The sequence below is a fragment of the Vagococcus fluvialis genome (assembly GCF_003337315.1).
GTDB lineage: Bacteria > Bacillota > Bacilli > Lactobacillales > Vagococcaceae > Vagococcus > Vagococcus fluvialis.
The window spans coordinates 70,006-90,253 of record NZ_QPJV01000001.1 but is presented as its reverse complement, the minus strand read 5'-3'; the positions used below and the strand labels follow the sequence as shown (position 1 = coordinate 90,253).

Annotated in this window: 21 protein-coding genes; 19 read left to right on the top strand and 2 right to left on the bottom strand. The window is 33.0% G+C overall.

Features of this window, described 5'->3' with window-relative positions; genetic code table 11:
* Positions 1-24: 24 nt before the first annotated feature.
* Genes DFR54_RS00415 through DFR54_RS00405 form a run of 3 tightly spaced genes read left to right on the top strand, consistent with a single transcriptional unit; the run spans position 25 to position 3,409 of the window.
* Complete coding sequence (locus tag DFR54_RS00415) at positions 25-1,917, top strand: ABC-F family ATP-binding cassette domain-containing protein (protein WP_114288438.1); 1,893 nt, start codon at positions 25-27, stop codon at positions 1,915-1,917.
* A gap of 11 nt (positions 1,918-1,928) precedes the next feature.
* On the top strand, positions 1,929-2,876 hold the full coding sequence (locus DFR54_RS00410; RefSeq protein WP_114288437.1) for a thymidylate synthase: 948 nt from the start codon (positions 1,929-1,931) through the stop codon (positions 2,874-2,876).
* Positions 2,877-2,917: 41 nt separating this feature from the next.
* The gene (locus tag DFR54_RS00405; RefSeq protein ID WP_114288436.1) at positions 2,918-3,409 is read left to right on the top strand and encodes a dihydrofolate reductase; all 492 of its coding nucleotides are present in this window, start codon (positions 2,918-2,920) and stop codon (positions 3,407-3,409) included.
* A gap of 40 nt (positions 3,410-3,449) precedes the next feature.
* Here the strand turns inward: DFR54_RS00405 and DFR54_RS00400 are convergent, their stop codons facing one another.
* On the bottom strand, positions 3,450-4,004 hold the full coding sequence (locus DFR54_RS00400; protein WP_114288435.1) for a hypothetical protein: 555 nt from the start codon (positions 4,002-4,004) through the stop codon (positions 3,450-3,452).
* A gap of 126 nt (positions 4,005-4,130) precedes the next feature.
* Positions 4,131-4,775 carry a PAQR family membrane homeostasis protein TrhA gene (gene trhA, locus DFR54_RS00395; protein WP_114288434.1) on the bottom strand — a complete coding sequence of 215 codons (645 nt, stop codon included), beginning with the start codon at positions 4,773-4,775 and terminating at the stop codon, positions 4,131-4,133.
* A 114-nt stretch (positions 4,776-4,889) separates the two neighbouring features.
* On the opposite strand from trhA, the gene DFR54_RS00390 reads away from it, so the two are divergent.
* The 16 genes from DFR54_RS00390 (at position 4,890) to codY (ending at position 20,236) form a co-directional block, all read left to right on the top strand.
* Positions 4,890-5,729, top strand: a complete 840-nt coding sequence (locus DFR54_RS00390; RefSeq protein ID WP_114288433.1) for a DegV family protein — start codon at positions 4,890-4,892, stop codon at positions 5,727-5,729.
* A gap of 53 nt (positions 5,730-5,782) precedes the next feature.
* Positions 5,783-6,652, top strand: coding sequence for an SGNH/GDSL hydrolase family protein (locus tag DFR54_RS00385; RefSeq protein ID WP_170126892.1), 870 nt, complete (start codon positions 5,783-5,785; stop codon positions 6,650-6,652).
* Between the two features lie 19 nt (positions 6,653-6,671).
* Positions 6,672-7,340, top strand: a complete 669-nt coding sequence (locus DFR54_RS00380; protein ID WP_114288432.1) for a YpmS family protein — start codon at positions 6,672-6,674, stop codon at positions 7,338-7,340.
* 9 nt (positions 7,341-7,349) lie between these two features.
* Positions 7,350-7,868 carry a peptide-methionine (S)-S-oxide reductase MsrA gene (gene msrA / locus DFR54_RS00375; RefSeq protein WP_114288431.1) on the top strand — a complete coding sequence of 173 codons (519 nt, stop codon included), beginning with the start codon at positions 7,350-7,352 and terminating at the stop codon, positions 7,866-7,868.
* A gap of 1 nt (position 7,869) precedes the next feature.
* On the top strand, positions 7,870-8,088 hold the full coding sequence (locus tag DFR54_RS00370; RefSeq protein ID WP_086343104.1) for a YozE family protein: 219 nt from the start codon (positions 7,870-7,872) through the stop codon (positions 8,086-8,088).
* Between the two features lie 18 nt (positions 8,089-8,106).
* On the top strand, positions 8,107-9,546 hold the full coding sequence (locus DFR54_RS00365; RefSeq protein WP_114288430.1) for a S41 family peptidase: 1,440 nt from the start codon (positions 8,107-8,109) through the stop codon (positions 9,544-9,546).
* Positions 9,547-9,653: 107 nt separating this feature from the next.
* Entirely contained in the window at positions 9,654-10,196 is a 543-nt protein-coding gene (lepB, locus tag DFR54_RS00360; protein ID WP_086343106.1) for a signal peptidase I, read from the top strand.
* A 16-nt stretch (positions 10,197-10,212) separates the two neighbouring features.
* The gene (gene ylqF / locus DFR54_RS00355) at positions 10,213-11,055 is read left to right on the top strand and encodes a ribosome biogenesis GTPase YlqF (RefSeq protein WP_086343107.1); all 843 of its coding nucleotides are present in this window, start codon (positions 10,213-10,215) and stop codon (positions 11,053-11,055) included.
* On the top strand, positions 11,055-11,822 hold the full coding sequence (locus tag DFR54_RS00350) for a ribonuclease HII (RefSeq protein ID WP_114288429.1): 768 nt from the start codon (positions 11,055-11,057) through the stop codon (positions 11,820-11,822). Before ylqF ends, DFR54_RS00350 begins: the two co-directional genes overlap by 1 nt.
* Before the next feature lie 54 nt (positions 11,823-11,876).
* Entirely contained in the window at positions 11,877-12,752 is an 876-nt protein-coding gene (gene dprA / locus DFR54_RS00345) for a DNA-processing protein DprA (RefSeq protein ID WP_114288428.1), read from the top strand.
* Between the two features lie 113 nt (positions 12,753-12,865).
* Positions 12,866-14,947 carry a type I DNA topoisomerase gene (gene topA / locus DFR54_RS00340; RefSeq protein WP_114288427.1) on the top strand — a complete coding sequence of 694 codons (2,082 nt, stop codon included), beginning with the start codon at positions 12,866-12,868 and terminating at the stop codon, positions 14,945-14,947.
* A gap of 109 nt (positions 14,948-15,056) precedes the next feature.
* Positions 15,057-16,370 carry an FADH(2)-oxidizing methylenetetrahydrofolate--tRNA-(uracil(54)-C(5))-methyltransferase TrmFO gene (gene trmFO, locus DFR54_RS00335; protein ID WP_114288426.1) on the top strand — a complete coding sequence of 438 codons (1,314 nt, stop codon included), beginning with the start codon at positions 15,057-15,059 and terminating at the stop codon, positions 16,368-16,370.
* A 167-nt stretch (positions 16,371-16,537) separates the two neighbouring features.
* Positions 16,538-17,428: a tyrosine recombinase XerC gene (xerC, locus tag DFR54_RS00330; RefSeq protein ID WP_114288425.1), complete on the top strand. Its 891-nt coding sequence runs from the start codon at positions 16,538-16,540 to the stop codon at positions 17,426-17,428.
* A 17-nt stretch (positions 17,429-17,445) separates the two neighbouring features.
* On the top strand, positions 17,446-17,994 hold the full coding sequence (hslV, locus tag DFR54_RS00325) for an ATP-dependent protease subunit HslV (protein ID WP_086343112.1): 549 nt from the start codon (positions 17,446-17,448) through the stop codon (positions 17,992-17,994).
* Positions 17,995-18,008: 14 nt separating this feature from the next.
* Positions 18,009-19,406: an ATP-dependent protease ATPase subunit HslU gene (gene hslU, locus DFR54_RS00320; protein ID WP_086343113.1), complete on the top strand. Its 1,398-nt coding sequence runs from the start codon at positions 18,009-18,011 to the stop codon at positions 19,404-19,406.
* A gap of 29 nt (positions 19,407-19,435) precedes the next feature.
* Positions 19,436-20,236, top strand: a complete 801-nt coding sequence (codY, locus tag DFR54_RS00315) for a GTP-sensing pleiotropic transcriptional regulator CodY (protein ID WP_114288424.1) — start codon at positions 19,436-19,438, stop codon at positions 20,234-20,236.
* The last annotated feature ends 12 nt before the right edge of the window (positions 20,237-20,248 follow it).

Here is a 20,248-nt window from a genome sequence, read left to right as displayed (position 1 = left end):
ATATTTTGAGAGTAGGGAATAACAATGAAAATTCTACGCGGCGATAACCTAAAAAAGACTTACGGAATCAAAGAATTATTAAATGATGTTTCTTTTTTTGTAAGAACTGGTGATTTAATTGGATTAATAGGTATTAACGGTACTGGAAAATCCACATTGATGAATATATTAGCTGGTAAAGACTCAGCTGATTCAGGTCAATTAGATTTCCCCCATGATTATAAAATAGGCTATCTCTCTCAACAAGTTGATTTTGATGAAAACCTAACAGTTTTAGATACAGTATTTCAAGGTGATACTCCGATAATTCGTGCAGTTAAAGCTTATGAACAAGCCCTAACTAACCTAGAATTAAACGGGGAAGACCCTAAATTTCAAAAACAATATCAAAAAGCAGAAGAATTAATGAACCAAGAAGACGCTTGGTTAGCAGATACAAATGCTAAAACAATTTTAAGCAAATTAGGTATTTTGTTTTTGGATAAAAAAGTAGGAGAATTATCAGGTGGGCAAAAGAAACGATTAGGACTTGCCCAAGTTTTAATTGAAGCACCTGACTTATTACTTTTAGATGAACCAACGAACCACTTGGATTATCAAAGTATTCGTTGGTTAGAAAATTATTTGAAAGATTATAAAGGAGCATTAATTGTCACAACTCATGATCGTTATTTCTTAGATAGAGTGACTAATAAAATTATGGAGTTGTCTCAAGGGAATTTATACGAATACCCAGGTAACTACCAGGCATATTTAGCAATGAGAGCTGAAAGGGAAGAAACTGAAGCAACTCAAGCTCATAAGAAAAAGCAATTGTTTAAACAAGAGCTAGCTTGGATGAGAGCAGGAATTAAGGCTCGTGGAACAAGGCAACAAGCTAGAATAGATAGATTTCATGATTTAAAAAAAGAAGTTAGTCATAGTGGTAGTAGCGAACAACTTGAGATTGGTATCAATACAAAACGTTTAGGAAAAAAAGTACTTGAAATTAAAGAGGCTTCATACGAAATAGTAGAAAAACCAATTTTAAAAGATTTTGACTTGTTAATTCAATCAAGAGAGCGGTTAGGCATTACTGGTGAAAATGGTGCTGGTAAATCAACCTTACTTAACTTAATAGACGGTAAACTAGAACTTGATTCTGGTGAAATTGAATTAGGTGAAACGGTTAGAATAGGATATTATACTCAAGAAAATGAAGGTTTAGATGAATCTAAGCGAATGATTTCTTATTTACAAGAACAAGCTGAGATGGTGGAACAAAAAGACGGAAGTTCTATTTCAACAACTGAATTATTAGAGCGTTTCTTATTTCCAAGAAATGTGCATGGGACAGTTATCTCTAATCTTTCTGGTGGAGAAAAACGTCGATTGTACTTACTTAAGATCTTAATACAACAACCTAATGTATTGTTACTAGATGAGCCGACAAATGATTTAGACATTGAAACATTGACTATACTTGAAGATTATATTGAACATTTTCAAGGAGCTGTTATTTCTGTCAGCCATGACCGTTACTTTTTAGATAAAACAATGAATAAACTATTAGTTTTTAAAGGGAATACAGAAATTGAGCCTTTCTTTGGGACAATGAGTGATTATTTGGAAACTCATACTTTAGAAAAAAATTCTAAAGTAGAAAATAAAGTAGTTAAAGAGGCTGTCGTTGTTGAAACTAATGTACCTAAGGAAAAGAAAAAGCTAACTTACATGGAACAAAAAGAATGGGACAGCATTGAGGATGATATTGAAAGCTTAGAAGAAAAGATAGAGTCTATTCAAGAAGATATGTTGACACACTCTAGTGATGCTTTAAAACTGCAAGAATTACAAAAAGAGGTCACCTTAACGGAAACTGTTTTAGAAGAAAAAATGAGTCGTTGGGAATATTTAAGTCAGTACATAGAAGATTAAGAGGTGAAACCATGGAAAAAGATTACTTAGATTTAGCTAGAAAAATTATGAATGAAGGCAATGAAAAACATGACCGCACAGGAACTGGAACAAAAAGTATCTTTGGGGCGCAAATTAGATTCGATTTATCGAAAGGTTTTCCATTACTAACAACAAAAAGAGTTCCTTTTTCATTAATAAAAAGTGAATTACTATGGTTTTTACAAGGAAATACTAATATTAAATTCCTTTTAGAGCACAATAATCATATTTGGGATGAGTGGGCATTTGAAAGATATATAAAATCGGCAGATTACACAGGACCTGACATGACAGATTTTGGTCGCAGAGCTCTTAAAGATCCTGAATTTAATGACTTATATCAAGCAGAACTAAAAAACTTTTGTGATAAAATACTTACGGATGACAACTTTGCTAAAACTTATGGTGAGTTAGGAAATATATATGGTTCCCAGTGGCGTAATTGGAAAACAACACAAGGTGAAACAATTGATCAATTACAAGATGTAATTAATATGATAAAAACCAATCCAGATTCAAGACGTTTAATTGTTTCTGCTTGGAATCCAGAAGATGTACCGTCAATGGCTTTGCCACCTTGTCATACGCTATTCCAATTTTACGTGGCAGATGGTAAACTAAGTTGTCAGCTATATCAAAGAAGTGCAGATTTATTTTTAGGTGTACCTTTTAACATTGCAAGTTACGCTCTATTAACACACTTAATTGCCCATGAAACAGGTCTAAAAGTGGGGGACTTTGTTCATACATTCGGAGATACACATCTGTATTTAAACCATATGGATCAAATCAATGAACAATTAAGTCGTGAAATCAGAGAGTTTCCAACTCTAGAATTAAATAAAGATAAACAATCTATTTTTGATTTTGAAATGGAAGACATTAAGGTTGTTGGCTACGAGCCACATCCGACAATTAAGGCACCAATTGCCGTTTAAAAAGATTTAGGGAAGTAGTATTTTGGGGAGGATTTTAATAAATGATAGCAGCTATATGGGCTCAGGACGAAAATGGTTTGATAGGGAAAGATGACGTATTGCCATGGCATTTGCCAGACGATTTACAGTTCTTTAAGCATATGACCGAAAACAACGTGATTGTTATGGGAAGAAAAACATTTGAAGGCATGGGGAAAAAATTATTACCAAATAGAGAGACTATTGTGTTAACTTCAAATACTAATTATGAAGCTGAAGGAGCAATGGTAATGAACTCTGTAGAAGAAGTTTTAGAATTTGCAGAGACTTTTGAAGGCATTACTTTTATTACAGGTGGAGGAGAAATTTACAAAACATTTTTACCTCATATTGACGTTTTATACCGTACACTTATTAAAGCCCAGTTTGAAGGGGATACGTATTTCCCGTATTTAGATTGGGAAGAGTGGAATATTGTTAGTACAAGTGAAGGAACCGTAGATGATAAAAATATCTATCCTCACGATTTTGAAACTTACCAGCGAAATAAATAAAAAATAAAAGTTCGGATTTCTATATGGAATCCGAACTTTTTTAGGCGATTGACATTTCTAATGGTTGAGAGAGTTTACTTGATGTTAAATAATCAATAATTTGACCTTCATATACTTTTTCCAAACGATTTAAGCTTAATAAATCTTGAGGTTTGATGAACTGATTATCTTTTTCGAAGACTCCAACATTACTTTCAGTTAAAATAGTAGCAATAAATTCTGAACAGAAATAAGCATGTTCTCTTTCAAGATTACACTCAAGAGAAAGAGCTAATAAACCAATAAAGTTATATTTATATAAGGCTTTATTTTTTTCGAAGTAATTTAATAAACTAGTAATCTTTTCATACTCTTCAGGTGAAACATCTAAAGAATAGATGGCACATTCACTTGTAAAAAAGAATGGGTCCCAAAAATCCTCTTTAACAAAACCACCAATTAAGGGGTTTGACATTTTTTTTCGACCAAAACTATATGTATTAATTAACTCTTTATCTAAGGCTAAAGAAACATGATTATACGCTTCTTTTGTATAACACTGAATAGCTTTTGAAAGCAAACTTTTATTTGCTGAGTATACTAAAAATATTTCCATAACAAACTTCCTTTTTATTCATTTCCTTTTAACTAAATTTATTATATCTAATTATGTTTTAAAAGCCATCATTCTTTAGTCCTAAAAAACCATCATCCTTTTGTGTATTAGATGATGGTTTCTTTTTTATGTAAATAAGTAAACTGAGAAGAAGATGAAAATAGCTCCTAGCATTACAAACAAATGCCAAACTACGTGCATAAACTTAACATGTGTTTTGCTGTAAAAATAGGCACCAACAGTGTAAGAGACACCACCTAAAAATAGTAACAGAAAACCTTTTACTCCTAAACCTACATAAAGAGGTTTAATCGCTACTAAACATAACCAACCCATAATAATATAAAGTACCACATCTGTTTTAGCTCTTTTATTTAGCCAAATAGATTTAAATACAACGCCAGCAATTGCAATTGTCCACACTACTCCAAATAGTGTCCAACCTAACCAACCTTTAATTGTTAATAAACAAAACGGTGTGTAGCTTCCTGCAATCAATAAGTAAATAGAACTATGATCAAAAACTTGAAAAACTGTTTTTGCCCTTGTAAAAATCAAACTATGAAATAGTGTTGAAAATAAAAAGAGTAGAATCATAGAGGAACCAAAGATGGTGTATGAAACAACATGAATGGCTGATTGCATTTGAGCACCCTTAATTATTAGGAGGACAAGACCAGCAATACTAAGTCCCGTACCTATACCATGAGTAATGGCATTAAAGACCTCATTAACAATTAAATATTTTTTTGAAAAACTTGCTTGTTCCATAAAAACATCCTTTCATGTTTTAAGTGAAAAAGAAATTATTATCTGTTATACTATTCAACAGATAGATTATTATTATTCTACACGAATATGCTATTTTTTGAAAGAGGTTTGAGAATGACAAATATAAAAATTGTAACGGACTCTTCTTGTATTATTGATCCGGAAAGACTGAAGAGCATAGACATCCATACAATTAGCTTATCTATAATGATTGATGGAGTTATATATGCGGATCAAAACGAATTAGACAAAAATGAATTTATGACGATGATGGAAAAATCTCCAGCACTACCTAAAACAAGTCAGCCACCAATTGGTGAGTTTGTTCGTTTATACGATGAGCTAGGTGCAGATGGTAGTGAGATTATTTCAATTCATTTAACTGAAAAATTAAGTGGAACAGTCAACACAGCAAGACAAGCTGCTCAGATGAGTAGTTCTAAGGTAACTGTTGTTGATAGTGATTACATTGACCAAGCTCTTGGTTTCCAAGTCTATGAGGCTGCGATGTTAGCAAAAAATGGCGCTACTGTCGAGCAGATTTTAGCTGAAATAGAAAAAGTAAAAAGCAAAACTCAACTTTACATTGGAGTTGCTACTTTAGATAATTTAGTTAAAGGTGGACGTATTGGAAAATTAGTAGGTGCTGTTTCTGGTTTCCTAAATATGAAAGTCCTTTGCCAGTTAAATGGGGGAGAGCTTGAAGTTGTTTCTAAAGGACGTGGCAATAAAACATTTATTAAATGGGTTAAAGAATTAGAAACAAAATTAACGACATATTCTATGAACTATTTAGGTATCTCTGAGGCAGATGGAAAAGCAATCTCTGAGGAGTTAAAACAATCTATTAATAGTAAATTACCTGAATTAAACATACCTATCATTCACACAACACCGCTTGTGGCAACACATGCTGGTAAAGGTGCTTTTGCAGTTATGTTTTATACAAATTAAAATACTATAAGAAGCAGATCTTTTGGTCTGCTTTTTTGGATAGAGGGATTCTTATGAGTAAAATAAAAGAATTATTAACCTTTACTGGTCTTTTTTTTGGTCTTGTAGTCATTACTTTTTTCATTGGGACGTTTATAGTACCGAAGGCGGATCCGATTAAGCAAATTAGTGACACAGCCAAAAAAGAAGAAAAAAGAATGGAAATCTTACGTTTAAGTGCTGTAGGAGATTCTTTAACAGAAGGGATAGGCGATACAACTCATACAGGAGGCTATGTGCCACTACTTCAAACTGATTTGAGTGAACATTACCCAATTGATGTTGTCCAAGCTGAAAACTTTGGTAAATCTGGAGACAGAAGTGACCAAATCTTAAAACGAATTAAGAAAAATGAAGATATGCAAAATTCTATTAGAAAAGCAGATGTTATCTTGGTCACAGTTGGTGGCAATGATTTAATGAAAGTTATTCAATCTCAAATTTTTAACAAATTATCCATTAAAAAATTTGTAAAACCAAGAGAAAAATATCAAAAGGAATTAGAAAAAATGTACACGGAAATTCGTGTCTTAAATCCTAATGCACCAATTTATCAGTTAGGTATCTATAACCCATTTTACAAAAGCTTTTCTGAAATAGAAGAAATGCAAGAAATCGTTGATTACTGGAATGAAGGTAGTAAAGAGTTTGTGGATGCACAGGAGAATGCTTTTTTTGTTCCAATTAATGATGAGATTTATAATGGTTTACCTGAGTTAGGAACTTCTACTAGTGGCACAACAGATAGTTCACTAAGTAAAAATGCCTTAAATGATTTAATATCTGAGGAAGATAGTTTCCATCCAAATAATTTAGGTTATCAAATTATTGCTAATGCGTTTAGAGCGAAGATGGAATCTACTAAAAATATATGGTTAAAGTAAACTTATAGAAGGTGAAAAGATGTCTAAAACAAAAGAAGAACAACCTAAAGAAACACGTAAAAAAGAAAAAAATCATACACTTTTAAAAACTATTTTCATAAACCCGTGGCGACTTGCATTTATTACTTTAGTTGCCGTTTTAGTTGGTTTTATCTCAGTCATCGCATTTAGAATTTCAACACCGCGAATGACCTATGATGCGAAATTACCTGTTATTGAGACAAGAGAAAAGCCGATTTTAGATATTAATATGAAAAAAGACCAAGTTAATAATGTCATCAATTTCTTTTTAGAAGATGCCATGAAAGAATCAGGAGTCGACTATTCTTTCGTTCTAGAAAATCAAGCTTTAGTTGATGGAACTTTTAACTTATTAGGTCACGAAACACATTTTTATTTATATTTTGAACCCTATGTCTTAAATGATGGAAATGTTCAACTAAAAGCTAAAAGCTTATCAGTTGGTGCTTTAAATGTACCGATACCGGCAATGATTAATTATATTGCCTCAACAACAGATTTACCAAATTGGATTGAACTTGACCCAGATCAACAATTAATCAATCTTCATTTAAATAAGTTTAAATTAGATAACGGGATGACGGTTAGGGCTAAAAAAATCAATTTAATTGATGATGAAATTACTTTTAGTTTATACTTACCTAAAGAAAAAACTAAGAAAAAGTGAGGTAATTAAATGAAAGAAACAGCCATTTTAGCAGGAGGTTGCTTTTGGTGTATGGTTAAGCCATTTGATGAGTTTCCTGGTATTCATAGTATTACATCAGGTTACACTGGTGGACATAAAGAAAATCCAACTTACGAAGAGGTTTGCTCAGGAACAACTGGCCACACAGAAGCGGTAAAAATTGAGTTTGATCCAAAGGTTATTTCATATAAAGAGTTACTAGCTATTTACTGGCAACAAACAGATCCAACCGATGCCTTTGGTCAATTTGAGGACCGCGGAGAAAGCTATCGTCCAGTTATTTTTTATACAACAGAAGAACAGAAACAAATAGCTGAAATTAGTAAACAAGAATTAGCAGATTCAAAAAAATACACAGAAGAAATTGTAACTACTATTGAACCTGCTTCTGATTTTTATTCAGCTGAAGAGTATCATCAAGATTTTTATAAAAAAAATCCAGCACGCTACAATCTATCAAGTCAAAGAAGAAAAAACTTTTTAAAAGAAGTTTGGGAAGAGGAATAACATGAAACGCAGTTTTTATCATTACGTGGAAACGTTTCGTGGAAAATTAAAACAAACAGAGGAATCTCTTTTAGCAGAGAATATTTTTTCTGATTTACAGTTTCCGAAACAATCTGCTGACTACGATGAGATTTCACATTATTTAGAAACAAATGCTTACTATATTCCAAATATGGATATATTCGATACCTTGTGGGAGCATTATATAGAGAACAATTAAATGTAAGGATGTGCACAAATGATGCCAAATAAAAAGAAGAATATATCTATTTTAAATTACGTCATAACAATAGTTGTTGTAGCAATATTAGCTTCAGGAGCAACATTATTTATTTATGAATTAAATGCGCCAAAATCTTCTTTAAGTTTCAATAATAAAGCAAAAGATGATTTTGAAAATATCGAAATGCTATATGAACTAATCGACAGTCAATACATTGAGAAAGTCAGTGAAAAAGATTTAGTAAACGGCGCTTTAAAGGGTATGACAGACGCCATAGGAGACCCTCATAGTGTCTTTTTCCCAGAAGAAGCTGCTAAAGATTTTGATGACAGTGTTTCTGGAAGTTTTGAGGGAATTGGTGCTTCCATGATGCTTGAAAATGATTATCCTGTTATTGCTGAACCACCTTTTGAAGATTCACCTGCTGAAAAAGCAAATTTAAAAAAAGGGGATATCATTGTAAAAGTAGATGGTAAAGAAGTAAAAGGACAACCTTTAAATGAAGTTGTTTCTAAAATCAAAGGGGAAAAAGGAACTAAAGTGACTCTTGATATTTTAAGAGGAGACGAAAGCTTTAGTATTGATATCATTCGCGACACAATTCCTGTTGAATCAGTTAAAGCGTCACTTGATAAAATGGATCCTACAGTTGGTTACATTCAAATTACAAGTTTTAACGAAACAACATCTGATGAGTTTGATGAGGCCGTTACAAAATTAAGAGGTCAAGGGGCTAAACGATTTATCCTAGATGTCAGAGGAAATCCAGGTGGTGTCCTTCAAAATGTTGAGAAAATGACTAGTCGTTTCTTAGAAGATGGGGATGTCATTGTTGGATTTGAAGATAAAAATAAAAATACTTTTGAAGAAGAAGCAGGTAAAAAATTTGACAAAGGTGAAAAAATCAAAGAACCTACAGTTATCTTAACAGATGAAAATAGTGCTAGTGCCTCTGAAATAATGGCAGGTGCTCTAAAAGTTCATGGTTTTGATGTGATAGGAACAACGACTTATGGTAAAGGAACCGTCCAAACCTTAGTACCTATTGAAGGCCACGGAGAAGTTAAGTTAACAATTAGTAAATGGCTAACACCTGATGGAAAATGGATTCATGAAAAGGGTGTTGAGCCGACTATTAAAGTTGATTATCCTGACTACTTAAAACGTTTAGTGATTGATAGAGCCTTAACTTATGAAGAAGGTAGTATTAGTAATCATGTTGAAACAATTAACGTTTATCTAGATGTTTTAGGATATAATGTAGGAAAAAGTGGCAATAGATACACAGCAGATACAACACGTAGCATTAAAGAATTCCAAGAAAAATCTGGGCTTGAAGTGACAGGTGTTGCAGATAAACCAACAATCGAAGCACTTGAATTAGCAATTAGAAATCATTGGAAAGAAAATGATGTTCAATATAACAAAGCTTTAGAAGTTGTAAAAGAAAAATAGATCTTAAAGTTGCAGTCCTTAAATGACTGCAACTTTTTTAGTTATAAAGACTAGTAATTTCAAGGAATATTATATATCATATAATATGGAAGAAAGACGGTGAAATAATGGAGAAAAAGATTGTTGATGTTATTTGGCACTGGATTAAAATGCTAGTTATTTGCATTCCTTTTGTCATTATTATGAAGGCATTTATTTTTATTCCACTTGAAGTTACAGGTAAGTCCATGTCACCAACTTTAAAAGAAAATGATTTTATTGTTATGGAAAATTTTAGTGAGATAGATCGTTTTGATATTATAGTTTTCACTGCACCAGATGGTGATACTTATATTAAAAGAGTGATTGGTCTTCCAGGAGATAGAGTTACTTATGAAAAAGACCAACTATTCATTAATGGTAAGAAAGTAGATGAGCCATTTCTTAAAGATGTCAAAAAGAAAAAGAATGAGTATGTCTTTACAACTGATTTAGATACAACAGAGCTTATAGGAACAGATAAAATTCCTAAAAATCAATATTTTGTTTTAGGTGATAATAGACGCTTAAGTAAAGATAGTCGCTCCTTTGGCACAATTAGTAGTACCTCAATTGTTGGAAAGGCCAGAATCGTTTATTATCCAATCTTTCATAGTAAAATTGTTAAGTAATTAGGAGTGTGTAAATATGACCATTCAATGGTTCCCAGGGCATATGGCTAAAGCCCGTCGTGAAGTAGCAGAAAAATTAAAATTAGTTGATGTTGTATTAGAAATTGTCGATGCTAGACTGCCTATGTCTAGTCGAAATCCAATGTTAGATACGTTAATTCAACAAAAACCGAGAATTATTTTATTAAATAAAGCAGATTTAGCAGATCCAGTTGAAACGGCTAAATGGCAACATTATTTCGAAAAACAAGGTTATGCTTGTTTGAGTATTAATGCCAATGAAGGTAAAGGCATTAAAAAAATAGTTCCTGTAGCTCAAGAATTATTAGCTGAAAAAATCGAAAGACAAAAAGCCCGAGGTATTAAACCTAGAGCGATTAGAGCAATGTGTATCGGAATTCCAAACGTCGGAAAATCAACACTTTTAAATCGTTTAGCGAAGAAAAATATGGCTAAAACTGGTAACACACCAGGAGTTACTAAAGGTCAACAATGGCTTAAAACAAGTAAAGAATTAGAATTACTTGATACACCAGGTATTTTGTGGCCTCGTTTTGAAGACCAAGTTATTGGAAAAAAACTGGCCTTAACAGGAGCCATTAAAGATACCTTACTTCATATGGATGATTTAGTCTTATTTGGATTAAATTACTTTAAGGATAATTATCCTGAACAACTTCAAGCTCGTTATTCATTAACTGATGAAGAAATAGATAAAACAGCTGTTGATATTCTTTTAAGAATTACAGAAAAAAGAGGGTTTAAAGATGATTATGACCGCGCGAGTATTATGATAGTTCAAGAAATCAGAGATGGTCGTTTAGGTAGATATACTCTGGATAAGGCGGAAGACTATTAATGACTAAGCAGACAACTAAGGAAATTAAAGAAATTTTAGCTAATGTCATATCATTAGACGCCAAAGAATTAATTGATTTTGAAGATGATGAGCGAAAAAGTGTTCAACAACTAGTAAAGTCAACAAAAAATCGTTTAGAAAAACACAATAAATTATTACTTCATTTTGAAGAAATGAAAATTTATGAAAACGAAGCTAGAAAAAATGGGGTTAATTTCATTGCAGGAATTGATGAAGTTGGAAGAGGTCCACTTGCTGGTCCTGTAGTTTCTGCTGCCGTTATTTTGCCAGAAGATTTTAATTTAATTGAAGTAAATGATTCAAAGCAACTTTCTTTAGCTAAAAGAGAAGAACTATTTGATAAAATTTATGAACAAGCGATTGCTATTGGAATTGGTATTAAAGATCATGATGTTATTGATCAAGTTAATATTTATGAAGCAACAAAGCTTGCTATGAAAGAAGCTGTAGCAAATCTTTCACCAGCACCTGATTGCTTGTTAATTGATGCAATGGTTCTTGATCTGAACTTACCTCAGGAAAAAATTATTAAAGGGGATGCAAAGAGTATTTCTATTGCTTGTGCCAGTATTGTTGCTAAAGTAACAAGAGATCGAATGATGGCAAAGTACGATCAGAAATACCCAGGTTATGGATTTGCAAATAACGCTGGCTACGGAACTAAGGAGCATTTGTTAGGTCTTGAAACTCAAGGTATAACACCTATTCACCGAAAAACATTCGCCCCAATTAAAGACATGATATAAAATTAACCTCCATTTTCGTACCTTTACATTAAGGAAAGAAAATGGAGGTTTTTTATGGATATTAATTTTTTTATATTTAGATTGAAGCACCTAAAAGGAATAGGTAACAAGGGATTACTTAGGATACTTTACTACTATTTAAATAATCCAGAAAATGAATTCAATTCACAAACTTTTATTGAAGTTGGTAAGGTAAAACCGTTGTATTTGGACTCCTTTAAGCATTCTTATGAATTAGCTGAGGGAATAAAAAGAGAAGACTTTGAAAATTTTCAAGAATATTATTCATTTATTACTATTATGGATGATACTTATCCTGAATGTTTAAGAGAAATTTATAATCCGCCGATTGCTTTATTTTTTTTAGGGGATATCTCACTTCTTTCTCAAGAGAATATTTTAGCAGTTATCGGCTCTCGTGAAGCGACTCCACATGGTAAGACAATTATCGAAAAAATTATTCCACCTCTTTGTAAAAAAGAAATTATCATTGCAAGTGGTTTGGCCAAAGGGAATGACACTTTTTCTCATCAAGCAGCTATTAGGCATCAAGGGAAAACAATAGGAGTGATTGGCTCTGGGTTAAATTGTTTTTACCCAAAAGAAAATGAAAGACTGCAAACATTTATGACAAAAGAGCATCTTGTCTTATCAGAATATTTACCAAATACGAAACCATTTGCTTATCATTTTCCTGCCAGAAATCGAATTATTGCAGGAATTAGTAAAGGAACGTGTGTTATAGAAGCGAAAAGAAAAAGTGGAACTTTTATAACTGCTCAACTTGCTTTAGAAGAAGGCAGAGATGTTTTTGCAGTTCCTGGTAATCCTTTAGCAGATAGCTCTGAAGGCTGTCTTCACTTGATTCAGGAGGGGGCAAAATGTATTTGGAAAGCTGAAGATATTTTAAGTGATTGGTACTTGAATTAAAAAAAAATCAAAACCTTTTCTTGACAAGCCTCTTCTAAATGGACTAAGATAGTTTACGATTGTTGAACAAAAGAAAATAAAACATAAATTAAGTCACAGAAAGGGATTAAAACATGAGTTATAAATATCTAGTAATCGTAGAATCCCCTGCAAAAGCGAAAACTATCGAAAAATATCTTGGGAAAAATTATAAAGTTGTGGCCAGCGTAGGTCATATAAGAGACTTGCCTAAAAGTAAAATGGGAATTGATATTGAAAATAATTATGAGCCAGGCTATATCAATATCAGAGGTAAAGGCCCAGTTATTAAAGAATTAAAAAAATATGCGAAAAAGGCGGATAAAGTTTACCTTGCAGCCGATCCGGACAGGGAGGGGGAAGCCATTGCTTGGCACCTTGCCCACATTTTAGATTTAGATTTAGAAGACAATAACCGCGTTGTCTTTAATGAGATTACAAAAGATGCTGTAAAAGCTGCCTTTAAAGAGCCACGTAAAATTAATGTTGATTTAGTTGATGCCCAACAAGCACGTCGTATTTTAGACCGCTTGGTAGGTTATTCAATTAGTCCATTACTATGGAAGAAAGTTAAAAAAGGGCTTAGTGCTGGCCGGGTTCAATCTATTGCATTAAAAATGATTGTAGATCGGGAAGAAGAAATTAGAAACTTTGAGCCAGAAGAGTACTGGAGCATTACTGGGGATTTTGTTAAAGGTAAAACGAAATTCAAAGCTAATTTTTACGGCGTTGATGGTAAAAAATTAAAATTAAACAATGCTGAAGATGTTAAAGCCGTTACTGAGAAACTAACTTCAAGAGACTATGATATTACTAAAGTAACTAAAAAAGAACGTAAAAGAAATCCAGCTGTTCCTTTTACAACAAGTAGTTTACAACAAGAGGCAGCTAGAAAGCTAAACTTCAGAACTAGAAAAACAATGATGATTGCTCAACAACTTTATGAAGGAATCAAACTTGGAAAAGGTCAAGGAACTGTCGGTTTAATTACTTATATGCGTACTGACTCAACTAGACTTTCTGATACAGCTAAAAATGATGCTTTTAACTTTATTACAGAAACTTACGGCAAAGAGTACACAAATGGCACTCCAAAAGTTAAGAAAAACGCTCAAGGAGCACAAGATGCCCATGAGGCGATTCGTCCATCAAGTGTTTTAAGAACCCCTGAATCAATTAAAGAATTTTTAGACAAAGATCAATTTAAACTATATTCACTTATTTGGTCGCGTATGGTAGCTAGTCAAATGGCGCCAGCTATTCTTGATACAATGCGTGTCGATCTTGAGCAAAACAACGTTAAATTTGTTGCTAATGGATCAAAAATTAAATTTCCTGGTTTTACTAAAGTCTATATTGAAGGTAAAGATGACGGGAAAGAGGACAAAGAAAATGTGTTGCCTGATTTAACTGAAGGTGAAGTTGTTAAATCTGCTGATATTGAGCCAAAACAACATTTTACTCAACCTCCAGCAAGGTATAGTGAAGCAACCTTAATTAAAACATTAGAAGAAAATGGCGTAGGTCGACCATCTACTTATGCACCAACCTTAGAAACCATTCAGCGTAGATATTATGTTAAATTAAACGCTCGTCGTTTTGAGCCAACTGAATTAGGTGAGATTGTTAATACATTAGTTGTTGAATTCTTCCCACAAATTGTTGATGTGAACTTTACAGCTGAAATGGAACAAGATTTAGATAAAATTGCTATTGCTCAAGAAAATTGGGTAGATGTAGTTGATAGATTCTATAAGCCATTTGCTAAGGAATTAGAAAAAGCTGAAAAAGAAATTGAAAAAGTTCAATTAAAAGATGAACCAGCAGGCTTTGACTGTGAAGAATGTGGCAACCCAATGCTAATTAAACTTGGAAAATACGGTAAATTCTATGCTTGTAGTAATTTCCCAGATTGTCGTAATACAAAAGCAATTGTTAAAAAAATTGGCGTGACTTGTCCAACGTGTAAACAAGGAGAAGTTATTGAGAAGAAAACGAAGAAAAATCGTGTTTTCTTTGGTTGTGAGAGATACCCTGAGTGTGAATTCACTTCATGGGATCGCCCGATCGGCCGTGATTGTCCGAAATGTTCTGAGTACTTAATTCAGAAAAAAGTTCGTGGTGGTCAACAAATTATTTGTAGCAGCTGTGATTACAAAGAAGACGTGCAAAAATAAAGCTTGTCTATCAAGATATAAATTGTGTATAATACAAACGTCGAGGGACTAAAACATTATGTTTTAAGTCCCTTCTCTATTTTTTTACTTGAGGAAAGAGGGTTAAAAAATGTCAGAAATCAAAGTAACCGTAATCGGAGCAGGTCTTGCAGGAAGCGAAGCAGCTTTTCAAGCAGCAGAGGCAGGAGTTAAAGTAGACCTTTACGAAATGCGAAAATTAAAGAAAACACCAGCACATCATACAGATAAATTTGCTGAATTAGTTTGTACTAATTCATTAAGAGCTAATAATATAACAAATGCTGCAGGTCTTTTAAAAGAAGAAATGCGTACACTTGATTCAGTTATCATCTCATCAGCAGATAAACATCAAGTACCAGCAGGAGGAGCTTTAGCAGTAGACCGAGAAGGATTTTCTTCTGAGGTAACTGAAAGAGTAAGTAATCATCCAAACATTACTATCCATCATGAGGAAATTACTGAGATTCCTGAGGATGGGATTACTATTATTGCAACTGGTCCCTTAACAAGTGAGCCTTTAGCTGAAAGTATTAAAGAATTTACTGAGTCAGAAGGTCTATACTTCTATGACGCAGCAGCACCAATTATTGATAAAAACACAATTGATATGGATAAAGTTTACTTAAAATCTCGTTATGACAAAGGGGAAGCAGCATATTTAAACTGTCCAATGAATAAAGATGAGTTTTATGCTTTTAGAGAAGCTTTAGTAACTGCAGAAGTTGCTCCTTTAAAATCATTTGAAAAAGAAAAATTCTTTGAAGGGTGTATGCCAATTGAGGTAATGGCTAACCGCGGAGAAAAAACAATGACGTTTGGTCCACTAAAACCAGTTGGACTTGAAGATCCAAAAACTGGCAAACGCCCTTATGCGGTTGTTCAACTTCGTCAAGATGACGCAGCAGCTTCACTTTTTAATATTGTTGGTTTCCAAACACATTTAAAATGGGGCGAGCAAAAACGTATTATCCAAATGATTCCAGGTCTAGAGAATGCTGAAATTGTAAGATATGGTGTGATGCACCGTAACACATTTATGAACTCACCTGAATTATTAAATCCGACTTATCAATCAAGAAAACGTTCAAATCTTTTATTTGCAGGCCAAATGACAGGTGTTGAGGGTTATATCGAATCAGCTGCAAGTGGTTTAGTAGCAGGGATTAATGCTGCTCGTCTTGCTAAAGGTGAGGAACCAGTTATCTTCCCTCAAACAACAGCTATGGGAAGTATGGCACACTACATTACTCATACATCAGGTAAAAATTTCCAACCAATGAACGTTAACTTTGGTATTTTCCCAGAGTTACCTGAGAGAATTAGAGATAAGAAAGAGCGCTATGAAGCGATTGCTAATAGAGCGCTAGAAGACATGAAAGAAGTTGTTACATTAACTAAGTAAAAGGGGTTGGCTAGAAATAGCCTGCCTTTTTTTTGTACCTTAAATGAAATTGTGAATAAATTGTGTCATTTTCACGTAAAATTCATTAAATTCTGACAATTTGTTTGTTTTAGAATATTTATTATGTTACATTGTTCTTGTAATTTAGTGGAAAGGATTTCAAGCTAATGAATCATTTAGAAGATTTTTTAAGGTATATTATTGTTGAAAGACAATACTCTCAAAAAACAAAAGAAGCCTACGAAGAAGATATCAAAAGTTTTTTTGAATTTTTAGAGAGTACAGGAGATGCTAACTACTTAAATGTTACGCTTCAAGATATTCGTATTTACTTATCATTCTTACATGATCAGTCCTATAGTCGAAACACCATCAGCCGTAAGCTTTCTAGTTTAAGATCTTTTTATCAGTTTTTAACTAAGAATAATATACTAGATGAAAATCCTTTTTCATACGTTCAAATGAAACGCCAACAATCAAAATTACCTCGTTTCTTTTATGAAAAAGAGATGGATGTTTTATTTGATACAGTTAAAGGAGACAGACCACTAGATATTAGAAACCGGGCTATTTTAGAAGTTCTTTATGGAACGGGGATTAGGGTGGCAGAGTGCACTAACATTCAATTACAGGATATTGATTTTGATACATCAGTATTTCTTATTTTTGGAAAAGGTGGCAAAGAAAGATACGTACCATTTGGCTCATTTGCTCATGATGCTATTCTTGAATATTTAAATACAACTCGTGTTGAGTTAATGACAAAATATCAAGAGAGTCATGATTTTTTATTTGTTAATAATAGGGGAGCACCAATTACGGAAGCTGGTATTCAATACGTCCTAAAAAAAATAATAGAAAAAAGTAGTTTAACAACGGATATTCATCCACATATGTTTAGACATACGTTTGCGACACATTTACTAAATAATGGAGCAGATTTAAGAACAGTTCAAGAATTACTTGGACATTCTAGTTTGTCTTCAACTCAAATATACACCCACGTAACAACAGATACATTACAAAAGAGCTATCGGCATTTTCATCCGAGAGCCTAAGGAAAGGATTTTTATAAATGGGATATACAACATTTCACTCAACAACAATTTGTGCAGTAGAAAAAAATGGTAAATTTGCAATGGCTGGTGACGGTCAAGTAACAATGGGAGAATCTGTTGTGATGAAAGGAACTGCTAAAAAAGTTCGCCGTATTTATAATGGAGAAGTTGTTGTAGGATTTGCCGGAAGTGTGGCAGATGCATTTAACTTAGAAGAAAAATTTGAAGGTAAATTAAACGAATATAAAGGTAACTTGATGCGTGCTGCTGTTGAACTTGCTATGGAGTGGCGTAGTGATAAGATGATGCAAAAATTAGAAGCCATGTTAATTGTCATGAATGACAAAGAAATGCTTGTTGTTTCAGGAACAGGTGAGGTAATTGCTCCTGATGACGGTATTCTAGCAATTGGTTCTGGTGGAAATTATGCTTTATCTGCTGCTAGAGCACTTAAACAACACGGTAAAGAAGAATTAACAGCTGGCGAAATCGCAGAAGCAGCATTACATGTTGCTGGAGATATCTGTGTTTATACCAACCACAACATTATCGTAGAAGAATTATAAAGGAATGAAGAAAAATGACAACTAATCAAAAAACACCTAGAGAAATTGTTAGCGAATTAGATAAATATATTATTGGTCAACAAACTGCAAAAAAATCCGTATCAGTAGCATTAAGAAATAGATACCGCCGTATGCAACTTGATGAAGATATGCAACAAGAAATTACACCAAAAAACCTATTAATGATAGGTCCAACTGGGGTTGGTAAAACTGAAATCGCACGTCGATTAGCAAAAATAGTTAACGCACCTTTTGTTAAAGTTGAAGCTACTAAGTTTACTGAGGTAGGTTACGTAGGTCGTGACGTTGAATCCATGGTTCGTGACTTAGTTGAAGCTAGTATTGGAATTGTTAAAAAGGAACAATATAGCCGTGTTTATTCTCAAGCACTTAAAAAAGCTGAAGATCGTTTAGTTAAATTACTAGTGCCGGGTATAAAAAAAGAGAAAAAACAACAAACATCTCAACTTGATATGATGATGCAAATGATGAATGGTTTGCAAAATAATCAAGAAGAAGAAAAAGAAGAGATTAATGATTCAATTCGTGTGAGTCGTGAAACAGTTCAATCACAACTTGAAAAAGGCTTATTAGAAAATAGAGAAATTACAATTGAAGTGGAAGAAAAAAAATCAGCACCAAGCATGAATAACGGACTAGAACAAATGGGAATTGATTTATCTGACACACTTAACTCTCTAACACCTAAGAAAAAAGTGAAGAGAACAGTGACTGTTGCTGAAGCACGTGAAATTTTAGTTAATGAAGAATCAGAAAAATTAGTCAATGATGCAGACATTCATAGTGAAGCTATTTCTTTAGCACAAAATCATGGCATTATCTTTATTGATGAGTTTGATAAAATAACTTCAAAATCAGAAAATTCAGGACAAGTTTCTCGAGAAGGTGTGCAACGAGATATTTTACCAATTGTTGAAGGCTCACTTGTTAATACCAAATATGGAACAGTTTCAACAGAACATATTTTATTTATCGCATCAGGTGCTTTCCATTTAAGTAAACCAAGTGATTTAATTCCAGAATTACAAGGTCGTTTCCCAATTCGTGTTGAATTAGATGATTTAACAGCAGAAGACTTTGTTAAAATTCTAACTGAACCAGATAATGCTCTAGTTAAACAATATATCGCTTTATTAGGAACTGAAAATATTTCAGTAACCTTCACTAAAGAAGCTATTGAAAAAATCGCTGAAATTGCTTTTGAAGTAAATAGTGAAACAGATAATATTGGAGCAAGACGCTTACACACAATACTTGAAAAACTTTTAGAAGATTTATTATTTGAATCTCCTGACATGCAAATGGGAGAAATCACCATCACAGAAAGTTATGTTAATGAAAAATTAGATCACATTGTTAAAGATGAAGATTTAAGTCGTTACATTCTGTAATAGTCGTTTTACTCAAGGAGGAGTTAAGTATGGACACGTTACTTAGAAAAACAAGAATGATTAATGAATTATTGCAAAGGGAAAATACATTAAGTTTGTCGTCTGAATTGCCATATAATCAAATGGCTGATATTTTAGGTGATGTACTAGATTGTAATGCGTATATTATTAATAAAGAGGGAACTGTTTTAGGTTATTTAGTGCACCATGATTTTCATAATGAACGTATCAACGATATGATTAAAAATCAAAAATTCCCTAAAAGTTATATCAGACGTTTATCTCTTGTTGATAAAACAATGGATAACATTGGTCTTGATGATGAGATGACTGTTTTTCCAGTAGAACTTAGAGAACAATCACCTGAATTAAATACATACACGACAATCGTTCCTATTTTTGGAGCAGGAGAGCGTATTGGAACAATTGTTTTAGGTCGCTTAGAACTACCCTTTATAACAGAGGATTTAATTTTAGCTGAATACAGTGCCACTGTAGTTGGTATGCAAATTTTATATCAACAATCTAGTGAAATTGAAAAAAACATTCGCAATACATCTAATGTAAAAATGGCTATTGGTACTTTATCATATAGTGAATTAAAAGCTGTTAAAGCAATCTTTGAAGAATTAAGTGGAGAAGAAGGTAGATTAACCGCCTCAACTATTGCAGACGAAATCGGGATTACTCGTTCTGTTATTGTGAATGCTTTAAGAAAGTTAGAATCAGCAGGCATTATTGAAACTCGTTCACTTGGAATGAAGGGAACGTATATTAAAATTACTAATCCTCTATTCAAAGAAGGACTAGATAAAGAGACACTGATATAACGGAGGATTTGA